Genomic DNA, 16,806 nt, shown 5'->3' with positions numbered 1-16,806 from the left:
TGGCCAGCTGGAAAGAGGCCTCTTTGACAGACTCAGAGGTCTGTGTCTGCCGAATAGTCTCCAAACCCGGCCTCAGCCCTCAGCGCAGCCAACCCAACAACTCGTAGTCGTGGTCGGGCGTGTACCGCCGGAACAGCAGGCTGTTCGCGAGCACGGACACCGACGAGAGCGCCATCGCGCCCGCAGCCAGCACGGGCTGGAGCAGGCCCAGCGAGGCCAGCGGAATCATCGCGGTGTTGTAGCCGAGCGCCCAGAACAGGTTCTGCTGAATCTTCTGGAGCGTGCCGTCGGAGATGCGGATGGCCTTCACCACGTCGAGCGGGTCGTCGCGCATCAGGGTCACGTCGGCGGCCTCGATGGCCACGTCGGTCCCGGACCCGATGGCGGTGCCGACGAAGGCGGTCGCGAGGGCGGGCGCGTCGTTCACGCCGTCCCCGACCATCATGGCCTTCGTGCCGTCCTGCTGGATGGCGTCGACCGCGTCGGCCTTGTCCTCGGGGAGGACGCCAGCACTGACGTTCTCGGGGTCGATACCGACCTCCTCGGCGACCGCGCGGGCGGTCCGCTCGTTGTCACCGGTGATCATGTGGACCGTGACGCCGCGCTTCTGGAGGGCCGAGACGGCTTCCTTCGCGGTGTCTTTCACGGTGTCGGCGTCGGCGACGACGCCGGCCACGCGGTCCTCGACCGCGACCAGCATCGCCGTCTTCCCCTCGCTCTCCAGCCGGTTCATCGCGTCCTCGGCGGGGGCAGTGTCGATGTCCGCCGATTCGAGCAGTTCGCGCTTGCCGACGCGAACCTCCTTCCCCTCGACCGTGGCGACGATGCCCTTCCCGGGGACGTTCTCGAAGTCGTCGGCGTCAGCGAGGTCGATGCCGCGCTCTCTCGCGCCCTCGACGATGGCCCGGGCGAGCGGGTGTTCGCTGTTCTGCTCGGCAGAGGCGGCCATCCGCAGGACGAAGTCCTGGTCCAGGGTCTCGGGCTCGGTCGTGGTGGTGCCCGCCCCATCAGTTCTTGCGTCGTCTACCACGACCACGTCGGTCAGGCGCATCTCACCGGTGGTCAGGGTCCCGGTCTTGTCGAAGACGACCGTCTCGACGTCCTTGACGCGCTCGAGGATGTCACCGCCCTTGAACAGGACGCCGTTCTGTGCGCCGATGGTCGTCCCGACCATGGTTGCCGCGGGGGTCGCCAGCCCGAGCGCACAGGGACAGGCGATGAGCACGGCGGAGGCGAACACGATGATGGCGAACTCCTGCGTGCCGATGGCGGTCGGGCCACCCAATATGACGCTCCACAGGGGCAGGGCGTTCACGAACTCCGTGAGGGCGGTCGGGGCGACGTACCAGACCGCGCCCCAGAACAGGGCGTTCGCGATGACCGCGGGGACGAAGTACGCCGAGATGCGGTCCGCGAGGTTCTGGATCTCGGGCTGGCGCGACTGGGCCTCCTTGACCGTCTTGACGATCTGCTGGATGGCCGTGTCCTCGCCGACCTTCGTGGCCTCGACCACGAGCACGCCGTTCTCGTTGATGGTCGACCCGACGACCTCGTCGCCGGCCTCTTTCGAGACGGGCACCGATTCGCCGGTGACCATCGACTCGTCGACCGCGGAATCACCCTCCACGACCACGCCGTCGGTGGGAATCTTCTCGCCGGGGCGGACCTTCATGCGGTCGCCGACCTGCACGTCTTCCAGAGGGACCTCGCGCTCGGTCCCGTCCTCGTCGACGATGGTTGCGGTGTCGGCCTCCATCTCCAGTAGGGAGCGAAGCGCCTCGCTGGCCTGCCCCTTCGAGCGGGCTTCGAGGTAGTTCCCGAGCGTGATGAACACGAGGATGAGCGCGGCCGTGTCGAAGTACAGCCCCGCGCCCTCGACCGCGAACACCAGCACGCCGAGGCTGTAGAAGTACGCCGTCGACGACCCGAGCGCGATGAGCACGTCCATGTTCGCGGTCCGGTTCTTCACCAGCGCCTTGTAGGAGTTGACGTAGAACGGCTTGCCGAGCAGGTACTGGACCGGCGTCGCGAGCGCGAAGGCGGCCCAGCCTATCACGAGGTCGGTGCCCGGCACCGTCTCGGGGAGCACGCCGGGGAAGAAGAAGTGCTCCAGGAGCATGAACAGCAGCGGCGCGGCGAAGGCGGCCCCGATGAGCGTCAGCCGCTTCTGCTTGCGAATCTCGGCGTCACGCGCCGACTCGCGCGCCTCGTCTTCGCTGTCGGCGTCCTCGTCGCGGACCGGCGTGTAGCCCGCGTCCTCGATGGCCTGGTAGAGGTCTCGGCGCGAGACCGCGCCGGGGACGTACTCGATGCTGGCCTCGTCGGTGGCGAAGTTCACGTCGGCCCGGACGATTCCGGGAGTCCGCTCCAGCGCGTCATCGATGGTCTCCGCGCAGTTCGCACACGACATGTCGGTGATACCGATGGTCGTGGTCTCCGAGACCGGCTCGTAACCGGCGTCGCGGATGGCGGCGAAGACCTCGGCGAGACTCACCTCGCTGGAGTCGTAGGTGACGCTGCCCTCGTCGGTCGCGAAGTTGACCGACGCCTCGCCTACCCCGTCGAGCGACGAGACGGCGTCCTGCACCGTAGACGAGCAGTTGGCACAGGACATGCCGGAGATTTCGAGTTGGATAGTCCGTTCTGGCATCTTGGTAGAGACTACGGGTTCCTCTTTCAATCGGGTTGTGCTTTCGATACCCGCGTCGAAACCACCACTCGAACTTCAATTCGAAGCTACAGGTCGCGTTTCGCGCCAGTATCGAGCCCGTCTTAGGCGGCCTCCTCCAGTCGCTCGAACCGGTCGCGGAACCGACCCTCACAGGACGTACAGCAGAAGTTGTACACCGACTCGCCGACCCGCGCCGAGACGCCCTCGCTGGTGACGGTGTTGCCGCACTCGGCGCACTCGAGGGCGAACTCGGTGCCGCCGACGCTCGGCGACCAGTCCACGTTCGACAGCAGTTCCACCGAGACGTCCTGGATGAGCGTGGTGTCCGTCACGGACGCGAGCCACCGGTGGACCGCCGTATCCGGAACCCGGGCGTGGAACGTCAGGTCACCGTCGGCGGCGGTGAACAGGTGTTCGACCGGCTCCGAGTCGCGGAGGTCCGCCTTGACCGCATCTGCCATCCCTGCATCGAGGTCGAGGTGAACCAGCACGGGCGTTCCCTCGCGTAGCTGCGAGCGGTCCACGTCCACGGTGAACCCGCGGACGATTCCGACCTCCTGCAGTCGTTTCACCCGGTCCGAGACCGCGGGGCCGGAGAGCCCGACCTGCTCGCCGATATCGGCGAACGACCGCCGGGCGTCAGCCGCGAGCGCTTGCAGGATCTCCATGTCGGTATCGTCGAGGTCGCGCATGGTTCGCAAGACGAGGCGCAGAGTCAAGAGTGTTCGGCAGATTTCGCTTTGGATTCGAAAGTCGAATCGGAGCGATAGTGCTAAACCGCGAACGAAAAGTGGAATAGTCGTCCTCCCCCTACCCTCGTCTATGAGCCAGAAACTGACGGTGGATGGCATGAGCTGTGGCCACTGCGAACAGACCGTCGAGGACGCGCTGCTCGACGTGGCTGGCGTCGAGGATGCGACCGCAGACAACGAGACGAACTCGGTCACGGTGACCGGTGACGCACAGGTCGACGACCTCGTGGCAGCCGTCGAGGACGCCGGCTACGACGCCTCGGCCTGAGACACCCCGTTTTCGTCAGGGTTCCGCGACCACGACCAGCCGGTGCGTCTCGCGCTCCAGGTCGCTCCCGTCGAGGCCGCCGTACAGGGACACCTCGGAGAAGCCAGCCCGTTCGAGCAGGCGGCGAAGCTCCGACGGGGCGTAGAGCCGCAAATCCCACGACACCTCACCGACGTGGTCGTACCCCTCCGCTTGCTCCTCGAACAGCGTCAGCGTCGTCTCCATCCGCCCGGTCGCCGGCGTGTACTCCGTCTCCTCAACGTGGAGGAGGTCGTCGTCCCGGCCCGCGAAGGAGTTCCGGTAGTTCGCCATCGTCGCCTCCTTGTTGACGAGTTCCATCACCAGCACACCGTCGTCGGCGACCGTCTCGTGCAGGCCTGCCGCGACCGCCTCGTTGGTGTCCTCGTCGAAGTAGCCGAACGCGGTCCACATGTTGGTGACGAGGTCGTACTCGCCCTCGACCGTGCCGAGGTCGCGCATATCCCCCACTTCGAAGGTCGCCCGGTCGGCCACGTCTGCATCCGCGGCGCGCTCCCGGGCGGTCTCGACGTAGTGCGGCGAGATGTCGACACCCCGGACCGATACGCCCGCGTCGGCGAGTTCGACCGCGTGCCGGCCGATGCCACAGGCAACGTCCAGGGCGGTCTCGGGCACGACGCCGTGCTCGCCGACGAGGGCGAGCAACTGCTCGACCTGCTCGGCGGCATCGTCGACGCGCTGGCGCATCGTCACCGCGAACACCTCGGGGTGGTCGACGAACATCTCCTCGGTCCAGTGGGTCATCGGGTGGATTTCGTAGCGTCGGCAGAAAAGAACTGCTCTCGAACAGGTGTCAGTAGACCGTGCCAGCGCCGTAGACGATGAGGACCGCGACGACCAGCAGCGCGACGGCGACGAGGCTCGCACCGTAGAGGAACGGTTTCGCGGCGGCGGCCGGCGACCGGACCTTCTTCTCGGAGAACCCGTCGGCGAGCTTGCTCGCGCCGACCTCACAGAGACCGGTCAGCACCAGCCAGAGCCCGAGCATCGTCAGGACGAGGTGGCCGCGCGCGCTTCCGAACAGGGAGAAACCGCCGCCGTCGCCGATGGTGTAGAGAGTGCCCGCGAGGTGGCCGCCGGTGAGGAACAGGACGACCGCGGAGCCACGCGTGACCCAGCGGAACCGGCCGACGATTGACTCCATCGGGCTGGCGTTCAGCGACCCGTCGAGTGCCGAGGGGAGCAGCCCGAGGGTGAGAAACAGCACACTGCCCGCCCAGACGGCGGCGGTGACGCTGTGCAACATCCGCATCACGAGGTCGAGAACTGCAACCATATCCGCGGGATGTGACCGGGGGGCGAAAAGCGTTGACTATTCGGCCGAACTCGCGCAGTCGCCACAGAGCAACTCGATGGTCGCGGTCTTCGAGCCCAGGACGGTCTCCAGGTCGTTCACCGGGTGGGTCTCGCCACAGCGCTCGCAGTCGGCCATCGGCTGTGAGACGTCGCCGAGCAGGGTGTCCACGTCGAACGCGTCCTCCGTCTCGAGGGTACCGACGGCGAAGGCGTCCTCGCCCGGGCGGTCGCGCATCGCCCCGTCTGCGACGCCGCCGAAGCCCGCCTCCGGCGTATCCATCTCGATGACGCTGACCAGCGCCTCGCTGAAGAACTCGGCCGCGAGGTCGTCGGGGAGGCCAGCGTTGCCGTACAGTGCGGCGACCAGTTCGTCGTGGAGCGCTTCGGGAGTACGGTCCTCCCGCGCCGCCGCGGCCGCCAGCGCAGCGGCCTCGCGCTCCTCGTACCCCGAACTCTCGGCCGGGTCGCGGACGAAGTGGTCCACGACCGCACGGACCTGTCGCCGGACGGGGGCGGCCGCGCTCCAGCGAGCAGGGAACGCCTCGTCGATGCGCTCGTCGCGCTCGCCGGTTCCGTGCGGCCCGTCGAACTCGGAGGCAGCGCCCGTGGTGACGGTCCCGGCGTCGGTCGTCCCGTCGGCACCGCCGGGATGTCGCTCATGCCGGTCTCCGGTCACGGCACCGCTGGGGACGTCACCCCCACCGTTGGGGCCGTCACCGCCACCGCTGGGGCCGTCACCGCCACCGGTTCCGCCGCCCACCCCGTCGCCCTGCGTCTCTGCCGCCGGACCGCGCGGCGAGGGGCCGTTCACGACGTCCACGTCTCGCTCACCGCTCTCGGTCTCTGTCGGGTCGGTGACGACCTCCGCGGCGGGGCCGCGAGCGTCCTGCCCCGCCGTCTCCGGGGGGTGTGGGTCCAGTCTCCCCGAGGCGAGGTCACAGAGCACGCTCAGACTCTCCTGTAGTGACGAGGGCTGGTAGCCGCGACAGTCCGCGTACAGTCGGTCGATGCGGTCGGCGAGTGCTGCTGGAATCTCGACCGTCACGACCGCCTCATCGCTGTCCTGACCCTCGTCCATCGTACACGCTCTCACCGCCGACGCCTATAAATTTCACTGACTCGGGCGGTGGACAGTGGCCACGTCTCCCGTGTTGGATGCGTACAATTATCATCTCTCGACGTAGTGACTAGTAACTGGACACGCAGACGATGTGGACCAAGAACCGGCTCATCCTGTTCGCCGTGGCCATCGCGGTCCTGCTAGTCGGGACCACACTCACAGCACCGTCGGTCAGTACGCCCGACCAGGAACCCCCCGACCGCAAGCTGGTCACCCTCGGGGAGAGCGAGACCACCATCTGGCCGTACGTGGGCCCGAAACAGTCGTTCGACCGGCGTGCGAGTTCCATCAATCTGGTCATGCGGGCGGACGCCTCGGAGGTGACCCGGCGGCTGCGGTCGGGCGAGACCATCTGGAACACGAGCGAGCCGGCGTTCACGGAGGAGAACCGGTCCGAGCGACAAGTCGACAACGGGACGGGCGTGAGCTGGTCCGACGCCTACGGCGCGAAGCGGTACGTCTACTACGAGACCGGTACCCAGTCGGTGTGGACCGCCCAGACGAGCCAGCTCCACCACGGCGACTACTTCGGGGGGCAGTACCACGTCCGGGTGTACGACCTGCACCAGGCCGAGGGGAACTGGACCGTCGTCCAGGCCCACGCCGAACACTGGGACTGGTTCACCCTCACCCACACCGTCGACAGCCTCGAAGAGGCACGCATCAACATCGAACAGGACTTCATGACCGCCGCCGGCCCCGACGACGTCCAGCGGGTGTACTACGACAACGGCGACACCTACGACCACGACGGCTGGACGACGCTCGTCTACTTCGCGCTGCTCCCGCTGGTCGGCGCGACCGCCTTCGTCCCGACGCTCGAACGGGCGTTCGACCGGCTGTGGACCCGCCACACCGTCTGGCGGCTCGTCCTGTTCCTCTCGATTCCGGCCGTCGTGCTCGCGGTTCGACTCGGTGGTGTCACGGTCGAGAACCTCCTCACGGTCGACCCGGATATCGTGGTCGCCGCGTTCTACCCGGTGCTCGTCATCGGGACGCCGCTGGCCGCGTTCGCGGCCGGGAGTCGGCTGGAGCCGACCGACGGGTTCCTGTTCGGCTCGCTCGGCTTCGGGATGGCCGTCGTCGTCGACTACGGGTTCATCGGCGTCTCGGTGCTCCCGATAGAGATCGTGATGCACCGGGTCGGGCTGGCGGTCGCCATCGGCCTCGTCGCGGCGGGGGCCCGCCGGCTCGACGACTTCGAGCTCGAACCCCCGCTGGTCGTGGGGCTGGTGACCTGGCTCGTGCTCGTGGTCGCGGCCCACGTCGTGTGATGGGAGACTGTACGTTTTTACCGGACCCCCTCGAATCGTCGACCCGTGATTCGCCGCCCCCACTCGCCGCAGGCCAGTGACCGCCTGCACCACTCTCCCCTCCAGTCACGGCCCGGCCCGCGAGGTGGTTCGCCGTGATGCCACGGCTCGCCCACGTCCGCCGAATCGCCACGGTCGAGGTCAAGCGGACCGCGAGAAGCCTCGGCGACAACCGGACACAGCTCGCGGCGGTGGCGCTCACCGTGGCCATGCTCACCGTGTTCGCCGGCGCTGCGGCCTACGCCCTCGTCACGGCCGGTGAGACGCTCCGGGCCGGCGACCTCCCGGAGATTCCGGTTCCGGGCGGCGTGGTCGGGCTCGTCCGCGGTGGTGTCGGCCTCGGATTCGTGTTCCTCGTCGTGATGAGTGCCATCAGGACGGTCGGGAAGCGGGCGACCGTCGACGAACCCGCCGGCCTGTTGCTCGCCAGCCCGGTCCGGAACGTGGTGCCCGGCGTGGTGTGTAGCGAGCTCGTGCTGTACCTCTCCTGGCTGCTCTTGCCCATCGCGGTGCTCGTCACCGGCTTCAGCTACGGCGCACGGGCACCCGGCGTGTTGCTGGCCCTCCCCGTGGTCGTCCTCGGGGTCGCCTTGCCCGCGATCTGGCTGGGCTACCTGCTCGGACTGGTCGGCCACCACCTCGTCACCCGGTACCCGCCGCTGGCCCGGAACCGGACCGTCCTGGTCGCGGCCGCCTTCGTCGTGTACTTCGCGCTGATATTCACGGGCTCGTTCGGTGATGCGGTCTCGCTGCTGTTCGAGCCGGTCCAGGCGTCACCGCTGTCGTGGTACGGCGACCTGCTGTTGCTGGGTGCGCCGGGGGTGTCACCCTCGGTCGCCCGAGCCGGTCTCGCGGTGCTCGCGACCCTCGCCCTCCTGCCCGTGCTGCAGGTTGCGACGGTGACCGTCGCCTCCTTCCACTGGTTCTCGGACCCGGCTCGCGAGGTGGAAGAAGACGACACGGCCGCCGCCGCGGGGACGAACGCGCTCCAGGGAACCGGTCGCCTGTCCGTCCTCACGGCTCCGCTCCTGCGCCCGCTCGACCGGCCGACGCGGCAGGTGGTCCGCGTCGCGTGGATCCGGACGAAACGGGCTCCCATCAAGCTCCTCTACCTCGGCTACCCGCTGTTCGCGTTCCTCCAGCAGTTCGCGACCATCGTCGAGACCGGACGGGTCCCCGAGCACATGCCCTTCCTGCTGGGGCTGTACGTCGCCTGGGGGACCGCGATGGCGTTCACGCTCAACCCACTGGGCGACGACAGCCCGGTGCTGCCCGCCACGCTGAGTTCGCCGCTCACCGGCCGCCAGTTCGTCGCCGGGCACGTGCTGGCCGGGGTGGTTCCCGGCCTCCCCGTCGCCCTCGTCGTCGTCGGGGTGAGCGCGTTCGTCAGTCCGCTCTCACCGACGATGGCTGTCGCCGCGACTGCGGCTGGCGCGCTCGCGACGGTCCTCGCGCCGACCCTCGCGGCCGGAATCGGCGTCTCGTTCCCCCGGTTCGGGAGCGTGAAGGTCGCCGGGAACCGCAAGGCCGTGGTCCCGAGCAAGACCGCGATGCTGGTGTTCTCGCTGGCGCTCGGGGCCGTCGCGTTCGGGGCTGCCGCCGCGTTCGTCCCGCTCGTCAGGCAGATGGTCGTCGGGCTGCTGGGGCTGGTCGTCGCGTTCGTGACCCCGTGGGAACTCTCGCTCGCACCCGGGACGGTCCAGCCGGTCGGCTACGCAGTGGTCGTTGCCAGCGCACTCGCGCCGGTCGTCTCCTACCGCCACGCGGTACAGCGGTACGACTCCTACACGGTCGATTAGTCGGGAGAAGCAGGGTTACCGGAAGCGTTCGGGCGTTATCCTGGGCAGCTGTTTTCGGATGACGGTGTAGCCGAACGAGACGAGCAGTCCACCGACGACGAGCTGGCGGACCAGGCCGTCGAAGACGAGCAGGCCAGGCACCGCGAACACCGCGCCGACCGCGAAGTCCTCCGGGGCACCGTCGTACCGGATGTAGCGCCGCGGCTCGACCCAGCGCTTGAGCGGGTGGATGTAAACCGCACGAGTGGAGGTGGCCTCCCAGGGGCGGAGTTCCAGCCCGCCGCCGAGGGCGTCACTGGCCGAGTGGATGGCGGCGGCTGCGAGGAACACCGCGACGCCGACGGTCATCGGACTCGGCGAGACCAGCGCCGCGACGGCCGCCGGGACGGTCGCAACCGAGTACCAGACCGGGAAGTGCAGCGTCTTGCGGTGGACCGCCGCGAGGTCGAGGTCGGGGAAGGTGCCGCCCGCGAGGCCCGCGATGGCCGCCACGAGCCCGAACTCGGGCGCGACGGCGTTGACAGCCACTGCCAGGAGGAGTCCCACGAACGCGTGGGTGGTCGCCATCATGTGCGAGCGGGTAGGGCTGCCGACGAGAAAACCCTGTCCCCCTGCGGTGTCCCGGTTCCTGCACACCCCTCGGCCCGGCAGGGTTTTTCAGCTGGCGTGCCAACACGCGACCATGTCGCTGACACTGTACCAGCTCGACGGCTGTCCGTGGTGCGAGAAAGTCGCCGACCGCCTCGACGAACTCGGGATGGACTACGAGAGCATCTGGGTCGAGGCGCTGCACTCCGAGCGCGACGAGGTCAAGCGCGTCTCGGGCCAGCGCGCCGTCCCCGTGCTCGTGGACGACGAGACCGGCGTGACGATGAACGAGTCCGCGAACATCTTGGAGTACATCGAGACGACCTACGTGGAGGCGTAGGGCAGCAGCGGGCCCACGCCGGTTCGCGCGCTTCCGCGACCGAAAACAGTACCACCTGTCGCCCGTACCTGACAGCTATGCCTACACCGACCGTCGGTGACGACTTCTCGCCGACGCGCGCGTTCGCCCGGGACCTGGACGACGCGGACCCGCTGGCCGCGTTTCGCGAGCGGTTCTACGTCCCCGACGACGAGCGCTACATGGACGGGAACTCGCTCGGCCTCTGCTCTGAGGACGCCGAGGCCGCCATCGACCGGGTCGTCGCCGAGTGGAAGGACCTCGCCATCCGCGGCTGGACCGACGCCGACCCGGACTGGTTCCACTACGGCGAGCGCCTCGGCGACCGACTCGCGCCCCTCGTCGGGGCCGGCGAGTCGGAAGTGGTCGTCGGCAACTCGACCACGGTCAACATCCACACGCTCGTCGGCACGATGCTGGACCAGTACGACGGCGAGACCGTCCTCGTGAACGACCTCGACTTCCCGACCGACCACTACGCCATCGCCGCCCAGTTGCGCCAGCGTGGCCTCGACCCCGACGAGCACCTCCTGCGCGTCGAGAGCGAGGACGGGCGAACCATCACCGCGGAGGCGGTCGAATCCGCTCTCGAAACCCACGACGTGGACATCGTGTTCATGCCCACGGTGCTCTACCGGTCCGGGCAACTGCTCGACGTGGAGCGAATCACCGAGTTGGCCCACGAGCACGGCGCACTCGCCGGGTTCGACGCGGCCCACTCCGTCGGGGTGGTCCCGCACGAGTTCGACGAAAACGACGTTGACTTCGCGGTCTGGTGCACCTACAAGTATCTCAACGCCGGGCCGGGGGCCATCGCAGGGCTGTACGTGAACGAGCGCCACTTCGACGCGGAACCGGCCCTCGCGGGGTGGTGGGGCCACGACAAGGCGACCCAGTTCGAGATGAACCACGAGTTCACCCCCGCAGCCGACGCCGGGGCGTGGCAGATCGGGACGATTCCCGTGCTCGCGGCCGCGCCGCTGGACGGGTCGCTGGACGTGACCCACGACGCGGGTATCGATGCCCTGCGAGAGAAGTCGATGCTGTTGACGGACTACCTCGTTCGACTTGCAGACGAGCGACTGGCCGACCTCGGATACGCGGTCGGGACCCCGCGCGACCCCGAGCGACGCGGTGGCCACGTCGCCCTCGAACACGCCGAGGCGTACCGCATCAGTCAGGCGCTCAAGGACCGGGGCGTTGTCGTCGACTACCGGCCGCCGAACGTCGTTCGCGTGGCCCCATCGCCGTACTACGTCGGGTTCGAGGCGGTCTGGACCGTGGTCGAGGACCTGCGAGACATCGCGGAGAACGAGCTGTTCGAGGAGTACGAACCGCAGGCAGGCGGCGTGACGTAGGGTGCTGGTCGGGCCGCTACGGCTGCCCCGATGCCGACCGAGGCGACTCGTCCCACTCGTGGCTGGAGCCCTGCTCGCCGTCGGTAACGTGGAAGCCACCCGTCTCCGCCCGGCCCGACAGTTCCCGCTGCGGGAATGGAATCTTGATGCCCTCGCGGACGAACGCCTCCTTCACCGCGTGGATGGCGACCCGGCGCGCCTGCCACCGGCGCTGTGGAATCGGGTCTTCGATCCAGAACCAGAGGCGGAGGACGACCGCCGAGTCGTCGAACCGGACCGCGACCACCTCGGGAGACGGCTGGGACATTATCTCCTCGAGTGACTCGAGCGCGGCCAGCGCGACGGCCTCCGCGTGTCCCGGCTGGACACCGTAGTCGACACCGACCTCGAGACGGACCCGCAGTTTCTCCTCGCGACTCCGGTTGACGATGGTCTGGTTCTGCACCGTCCGGTTCGGGAGGACGACGTGTTCGCCATCGAGGTTGCGGAGTCGCACGTTGTTGATGGTGATGTCGCTGACGAACCCCTCGTGCTCACCGATCTGCACCCAGTCGCCCACGTCGAAGGGACGGGAGAGGATGAGGATGAATCCGGCCACCATCGAGCCGATGGTCTCCTGGGCCGCGAATCCCAGGATGATACCGAGGACCCCTGCACCCACGAGGAGTTCGCTCAGGTTCACACCCCAGAATACGACCGTCGTGAGCGCGAAGCCGACGAAGACGACCACCTGCGCGGAGTAGAAGAGAGCCAGCCGCTGGTGGACCGACGTGAGCTGCGTTCTCCCCCCACGCTTCCGGAACAGCAGGAGTTTCAGGACGCGTGTGAGGGTGTACGCCGCGACCAGCAGGATGACCGTGATCAGCACCCGAACGACGGTGTCGGCGCCGAACTCGAGCAGGCTGACCGCGGTGACCACCCCTCCCGTCCCGTCCCAGTTGACCGCCACGAAGACGGTCGTGAGCGTCGCCACGGCCAGCAACAGCAGCGCCTGGATGACCTCGGCGTTCTCCGGGCCGAACCGTGCGTCCAGCCGGTCACCCAGGTACCATATCCCCGCACCGACCAGCACCGCCGCCATCAGCACTGGCAGCACCTCCGTAACCGGCGTAGCGGCTGGTAGTAGAACCAGTAGTGACGCCCCCATACCCACTACTACGCCTCGATTCTGTTTAGCAACAGAGGGCAGTGGGCCAGGGTCTGGGCCTCGCTCGACAGAGTACAGTCTCGACTGGGCTGTTCGCGGGTGCGTCGAACGGAACGAAAATCGGGTGGTCGGTCGACCGACTCGACCGGCTCAGTCGTCGATGTCGATGGTCTCGGGCTCGTCCTCGGCCTCTTCTTCCGCGACCTCGTCCACGTCGAGTTCGACCGGTTCGTCCTTCGCGGCCGCCGCCTTGTCGCCGGCACGGTCGGCCAGGATGTAGCCGAACAGGCCGCCGACGAGCATGCCGAGGCCGGAGGCGCGGGCCGACTCGACGTACCAGTCGCGCGGTTCGAGTTCTGCCGTGTTCTCGAACGTCGGCGCGAGCACGACGCGCTGGGTGAGTTTCGCGGCCTTCCGTGGGAACAGGAGACTGACCAGACCGTACGCGGCCGTCGCGGCCGACACTGCCTTTCGAATCTTCGGGGAACCGAGCATACACGTTGATACGTCGCCCACGGGGAAAAACCCCGACCAAACGGCAGGGTCGACGCGCGCCTGTGACCGGGTCACTCCTCGGTCGGGAACTCCTCTCGCTCGCCCATCCACGCCGAGCCGCCGTCGCCGCCGTTGGTCTTGTATACGGCGCGTGCCGTCGCGACCGTGTGCCCGGAGACGTCCTCGACGGTCACGTCGACGGTGGCGACGTTGCCGCCGTTCCGGACGACCTCGGCCTCGGCGACGAGGTCGTCGGTCGCGGGGGAGAGGTGGTCGATGCGGATGTCGATGGTCGGCGTCGGCCTGTGGACCAGCGAGATGATGGCTGCGCCACCGACGTGGTCTGCGAGGGAGTGGACGACGCCGCCGTGTGCGACGCTCCGCCCGGGGACCGACGAGTGCTCCTCGCCGAGTTCGAGCGACCCGCGGGCGAAGCCGTCCTCGACCTCGGTGATCTCGATGCCGAGGAGGTCGGCGTAGGGCATCGCGTCGAAGATGTCTGCGACGGTCATGGACAGGGAAACGAGAGCCTCCGTGAAACCGTTTCGCCAACGGGAACAAACGCGCCAGCGGTGGACACAGGACGGCAAAAGGGGAGTACGAGATGCGTGTGACGGGCCGCTATTCGGGCGTGTCGCTCTGCCCGGGCACACCGCGGCCCTGGAAGAACTTCCCGCCCCACTGGCTGATCCAGATGTCCTGGTTCGAGAGGTAGAGCGACTGCTCGCAGTCGAAGGTGTCGTTGACGACCGACCAGGAGTCGGCCTCGGAATCGTACTCGACCGCAGCGTTGTAGACGGCTGCCTGCCCGAACTCGCCGCCGGCTTTCGGCGGGAGCGGGAGCGTGTGCTCGGCGTTCTCGTCGCGAGACGGCGGGCGCTCGGCGCGCTGGAGCCGGCCGCGGTTGAACGTCTGGTCGTAGAAGCTCGCGTACTGCTCGCGGACCTTCGACATGCCGAGGACCGCGTCGGCCGCGTTCACGCCACCGGTGATGTCACCGGCGTCACGGGCCGTGATTCGGTAGGTCGCGTCGCCCTTCGCGGACATGTAGGTGCCTGCCTCGGCGTCGAACAGCTCGTCCGCCATGTAGCCGAGCGTCGCCTCGCCGGTACTGGTGAAGTCCACACCGTCGAGCTCGGAGGCCCACAGCAGGCCCTGGCCGACGATACCCTGCGTCGCGGCCTGGTTCGCCGCGCCACCGGAGACCGCACCGTTGCCGTCGACGTTCGCCTCGACCTTCGCGGCGAGGTCCTCGGCGTAGGTGGCGGCCCTGGCCTCGAGCTCCGCGCTCCCGGCGTGGGTGCCGTACCAGCCCATCGCGCCGAGCATGAGCCCGAGGTCGCGAGTGGACCCCATGGAGACGATGTCGTCGGGCGTGAAGGTGTCCATCGTGGCCGCCCCGACGCCGTCGGTGAGCATCTGAATCTTCTCGGCGGGAATCAGGGGTTCGGGGTTGACGTAGCCGAACCACTCGCCCTGTGCGAGGCTGGTGAGGTCGGAGAGGAACCACAGCATCGCGGCGTGCTGGGTCGGCTTCGGCTCGGGGGCGACCACGGCCGGCTGCGTCGGGTCGAACCCGGAGATGAGCGGGAAGCTCCCGTCGGGCTGGGTGAGCGCACCGTTCCCGTGCGGACCGCCCGCGATGAGCGTCGCCTTGACGCCGATCTGCGCCAGGGTGGTGAGGACCTGTGCGCGGAACTTCGCGGCGATCTCTGGAGGCAGGCTGTCGAAGTGGTTCTGGAAGTTCTTCGCCCAGGTGACGCCCTTGAGGTGGGTCCAGCCGAGCGAGGCCGGCGAGACCGTCTTCGAGGACTTCGACATGTCCCACTTGAGCGTCGCGGCGTCCGGGCGACCGTCGCCCGAGTCGAACACCGGCTGCTGGGTGAAGTGCGGGTCGCCCGTCGTGAACGGTGCCATGTTCAGGTTGGGGTTCTTGATCGGCGGCTTGTCCGTGTCGGCGTGTTTCAGCATCGCCGGGATGCGCTTGTCGGCCGCCGCCTGCTGTTCCTCGTTGTGCGGGAACTGGACACCGTTGCCGGACATCGCGATGTTGGTGCTCATGTTGTAGAGCGAGTACCAGTACGAGTCCCACGTCGCGGCGATCCAGTCGTAGGTGGGGCCGGCGTTCTCGCCGCCAGCGCCCATGATGCCGGCGTTCTGGAGCTGGGTCGTGAGGTGAGCTGCCTCCGCACCCGAGAGGCCCCCGGGCTGGGTCGTCCCGGGACCGCCCTGCGGGCTCCCGACCACGACGATGCCGACCATTCCGAGGCCCTTGTGCGGTTTACAGAAGTAGTTGTGGACGCCTTCGGTCTCGAACGTGTGCTCGAACGTCTCCCCGGCGGCGATCGTGCCGGAGTCGAAGGCGGGGGCACCGTCGGGGACGCGGTGGACCGTCCCGTTCCCCTCGTGGTAGGCCGTGACCGAGTGGGGCATCCCCTCTATCTGCCAGGTGACGGTCGCGCCCGCTTCGACGAACACGACCGCGGGCGTGAACACGAACTGGCCCGCGCCCTGGTCGCCGTCGAGGACGGCCGCCCTGACCTCGGCACTGGACTGGAGGTCGTCCAGGCCACCGAGCACGTCAGCACCCGGCGGGTGGTTCGAGCCGGCGCTCTTGTCGGATTGCGTCTTCGTTGCTGTGTCCGTGGCGGCGTCCGTCACCGTCTCGGTCACTGTGCCAGTCGACTGCTGTCCGGAACAGCCAGCGAGTGCAGCCAGGGCGGCAGCACCGCTCGCGTGGATGAAACGTCGTCTGTCCATCGTTTGGTTACTCCTCGTAACCGGCTTTCTCCGGGTTAGTAATCAGTTTCACCCAACCCGTAACTAACCGAGTAACGCCGAAGTTAGTTGAGAAAGCTAGACGAGAGCGCATCACGCGGTTGTCGAATCGGGACCACAGGGGCCGGTGACGCGTGAGAGAGGTGACCTGTTATCTCGGAGCGTGACATCTCTCTTCGCATGGCCACGCGCACCGTCCAGCCCACCCCCGCGTGGAAGGTGGGCGCGCTCCTCGTCCTCGCTGGCGTCGTTCTCCTGCTGGACACGACCGGCCTCTTTCCGCTCGACCTCACCGCCATCGTCCCGGCCGTCATGGTCGGCTTCGGCGTGTACGTCCTGTTCGCCCGCGGCTTCACCCGTGTCTTCTGGCCGCTGGTCCTGGTCACCGTCGGGCTGGGCTGGCAACTGGTCCTCTTCGGCATGACGAGCGAGGCACGAATCTGGGACTACTGGCCCGTCTTCCTCATCGTCCTGGGTGTCTCCGTCCTCGTTCGCCGCCGCCAGCAGGTGTACCGCATCGACGACGTCTGGTTCACCAACCACGGCATCGCCTTCGAGGACCTCGACACCAGGGAAGTCCTCGCGGTGTTCGACGACGCGTTCGTCGACCTCCGCGACGCCGAGGCACCCGTCGCGGTCGAGTGTGTGGCGGTCTTCGGCGACGTGACGGTGTTCGTGCCCGAGGACTGGACCGTCGCGACGACCGCCATCGAGGTGGTCGGCGACGTGGCGGACCTCCGGCTGGACCACCCCGCGGGCGACCCCGACGTGGTCATCGACGGCCTCACCGTGGTCGGCGACGTGCTGGTCCGGTGAGATTCGCC

16 protein-coding genes are annotated in these 16,806 nt (G+C 68.1%); 6 read left to right on the top strand and 10 right to left on the bottom strand.

The features are described from left to right. Positions 1-79 precede the first annotated feature (79 nt). Complete coding sequence (locus N6C22_RS05715; RefSeq protein ID WP_261650046.1) at positions 80-2,650, bottom strand: heavy metal translocating P-type ATPase; 2,571 nt, start codon at positions 2,648-2,650, stop codon at positions 80-82. A gap of 122 nt (positions 2,651-2,772) precedes the next feature. Further along, positions 2,773-3,363 (bottom strand): AsnC family transcriptional regulator, encoded by a 591-nt coding sequence (locus N6C22_RS05710; RefSeq protein WP_261650044.1) that lies wholly within the window; start codon positions 3,361-3,363, stop codon positions 2,773-2,775. A gap of 130 nt (positions 3,364-3,493) precedes the next feature. Here N6C22_RS05710 and N6C22_RS05705 point away from each other — a divergent pair, with 130 nt between their 5' ends. Then, on the top strand, positions 3,494-3,691 hold the full coding sequence (locus tag N6C22_RS05705) for a heavy-metal-associated domain-containing protein (RefSeq protein WP_261650043.1): 198 nt from the start codon (positions 3,494-3,496) through the stop codon (positions 3,689-3,691). A 15-nt stretch (positions 3,692-3,706) separates the two neighbouring features. Here the strand turns inward: N6C22_RS05705 and N6C22_RS05700 are convergent, their stop codons facing one another. From N6C22_RS05700 to N6C22_RS05690, 3 genes are read right to left on the bottom strand one after another with little or no spacing between them, the layout of a single operon-like run. Further along, the gene (locus N6C22_RS05700) at positions 3,707-4,474 is read right to left on the bottom strand and encodes a bifunctional 2-polyprenyl-6-hydroxyphenol methylase/3-demethylubiquinol 3-O-methyltransferase UbiG (protein WP_261650041.1); all 768 of its coding nucleotides are present in this window, start codon (positions 4,472-4,474) and stop codon (positions 3,707-3,709) included. Positions 4,475-4,523: 49 nt separating this feature from the next. Further along, positions 4,524-5,006 (bottom strand): transporter, encoded by a 483-nt coding sequence (locus tag N6C22_RS05695; protein ID WP_261650039.1) that lies wholly within the window; start codon positions 5,004-5,006, stop codon positions 4,524-4,526. A 36-nt stretch (positions 5,007-5,042) separates the two neighbouring features. Further along, positions 5,043-6,104, bottom strand: a complete 1,062-nt coding sequence (locus N6C22_RS05690; protein WP_261650037.1) for a hypothetical protein — start codon at positions 6,102-6,104, stop codon at positions 5,043-5,045. A 131-nt stretch (positions 6,105-6,235) separates the two neighbouring features. On the opposite strand from N6C22_RS05690, the gene N6C22_RS05685 reads away from it, so the two are divergent. Beyond that, positions 6,236-7,420 (top strand): hypothetical protein, encoded by a 1,185-nt coding sequence (locus N6C22_RS05685; RefSeq protein WP_261650035.1) that lies wholly within the window; start codon positions 6,236-6,238, stop codon positions 7,418-7,420. Positions 7,421-7,557: 137 nt separating this feature from the next. Then, positions 7,558-9,258, top strand: coding sequence for a hypothetical protein (locus N6C22_RS05680; protein WP_261650033.1), 1,701 nt, complete (start codon positions 7,558-7,560; stop codon positions 9,256-9,258). Between the two features lie 15 nt (positions 9,259-9,273). Here N6C22_RS05680 and N6C22_RS05675 read toward each other — a convergent pair whose 3' ends face one another. Next, the gene (locus N6C22_RS05675) at positions 9,274-9,828 is read right to left on the bottom strand and encodes a metal-dependent hydrolase (RefSeq protein WP_261650031.1); all 555 of its coding nucleotides are present in this window, start codon (positions 9,826-9,828) and stop codon (positions 9,274-9,276) included. A gap of 112 nt (positions 9,829-9,940) precedes the next feature. Between N6C22_RS05675 and N6C22_RS05670 the strand changes: the two genes are divergently transcribed. Together N6C22_RS05670 and kynU are read left to right on the top strand one after the other, a co-directional pair. Beyond that, positions 9,941-10,186 carry a glutathione S-transferase N-terminal domain-containing protein gene (locus N6C22_RS05670; protein ID WP_261650030.1) on the top strand — a complete coding sequence of 82 codons (246 nt, stop codon included), beginning with the start codon at positions 9,941-9,943 and terminating at the stop codon, positions 10,184-10,186. Positions 10,187-10,263: 77 nt separating this feature from the next. Continuing rightward, positions 10,264-11,562, top strand: a complete 1,299-nt coding sequence (kynU, locus tag N6C22_RS05665) for a kynureninase (protein ID WP_261650029.1) — start codon at positions 10,264-10,266, stop codon at positions 11,560-11,562. Between the two features lie 16 nt (positions 11,563-11,578). Here the strand turns inward: kynU and N6C22_RS05660 are convergent, their stop codons facing one another. The 4 genes from N6C22_RS05660 to N6C22_RS05645 all read right to left on the bottom strand — a co-directional run bounded on the left by N6C22_RS05660 (position 11,579) and on the right by N6C22_RS05645 (position 15,964). Further along, positions 11,579-12,643: a mechanosensitive ion channel family protein gene (locus tag N6C22_RS05660; RefSeq protein WP_261650027.1), complete on the bottom strand. Its 1,065-nt coding sequence runs from the start codon at positions 12,641-12,643 to the stop codon at positions 11,579-11,581. Between the two features lie 216 nt (positions 12,644-12,859). After that, positions 12,860-13,204: a hypothetical protein gene (locus N6C22_RS05655; RefSeq protein WP_261650026.1), complete on the bottom strand. Its 345-nt coding sequence runs from the start codon at positions 13,202-13,204 to the stop codon at positions 12,860-12,862. Between the two features lie 71 nt (positions 13,205-13,275). Beyond that, a complete protein-coding gene (locus tag N6C22_RS05650; protein ID WP_261650024.1) occupies positions 13,276-13,716 on the bottom strand; it encodes a PaaI family thioesterase in 441 nt (146 codons plus the stop codon). A 109-nt stretch (positions 13,717-13,825) separates the two neighbouring features. Beyond that, positions 13,826-15,964 carry a plastocyanin/azurin family copper-binding protein gene (locus tag N6C22_RS05645; protein ID WP_261650023.1) on the bottom strand — a complete coding sequence of 713 codons (2,139 nt, stop codon included), beginning with the start codon at positions 15,962-15,964 and terminating at the stop codon, positions 13,826-13,828. Positions 15,965-16,162: 198 nt separating this feature from the next. Here N6C22_RS05645 and N6C22_RS05640 point away from each other — a divergent pair, with 198 nt between their 5' ends. Beyond that, the gene (locus N6C22_RS05640) at positions 16,163-16,798 is read left to right on the top strand and encodes a DUF5668 domain-containing protein (RefSeq protein WP_261650022.1); all 636 of its coding nucleotides are present in this window, start codon (positions 16,163-16,165) and stop codon (positions 16,796-16,798) included. Positions 16,799-16,806: the final 8 nt, after the last annotated feature.

The sequence above is a fragment of the Haloarchaeobius sp. HME9146 genome (assembly GCF_025399835.1).
GTDB lineage: Archaea > Halobacteriota > Halobacteria > Halobacteriales > Natrialbaceae > Haloarchaeobius.
Note: the sequence above shows the minus strand (reverse complement) of the source record. Positions and strands in the feature narration are given on the sequence as shown.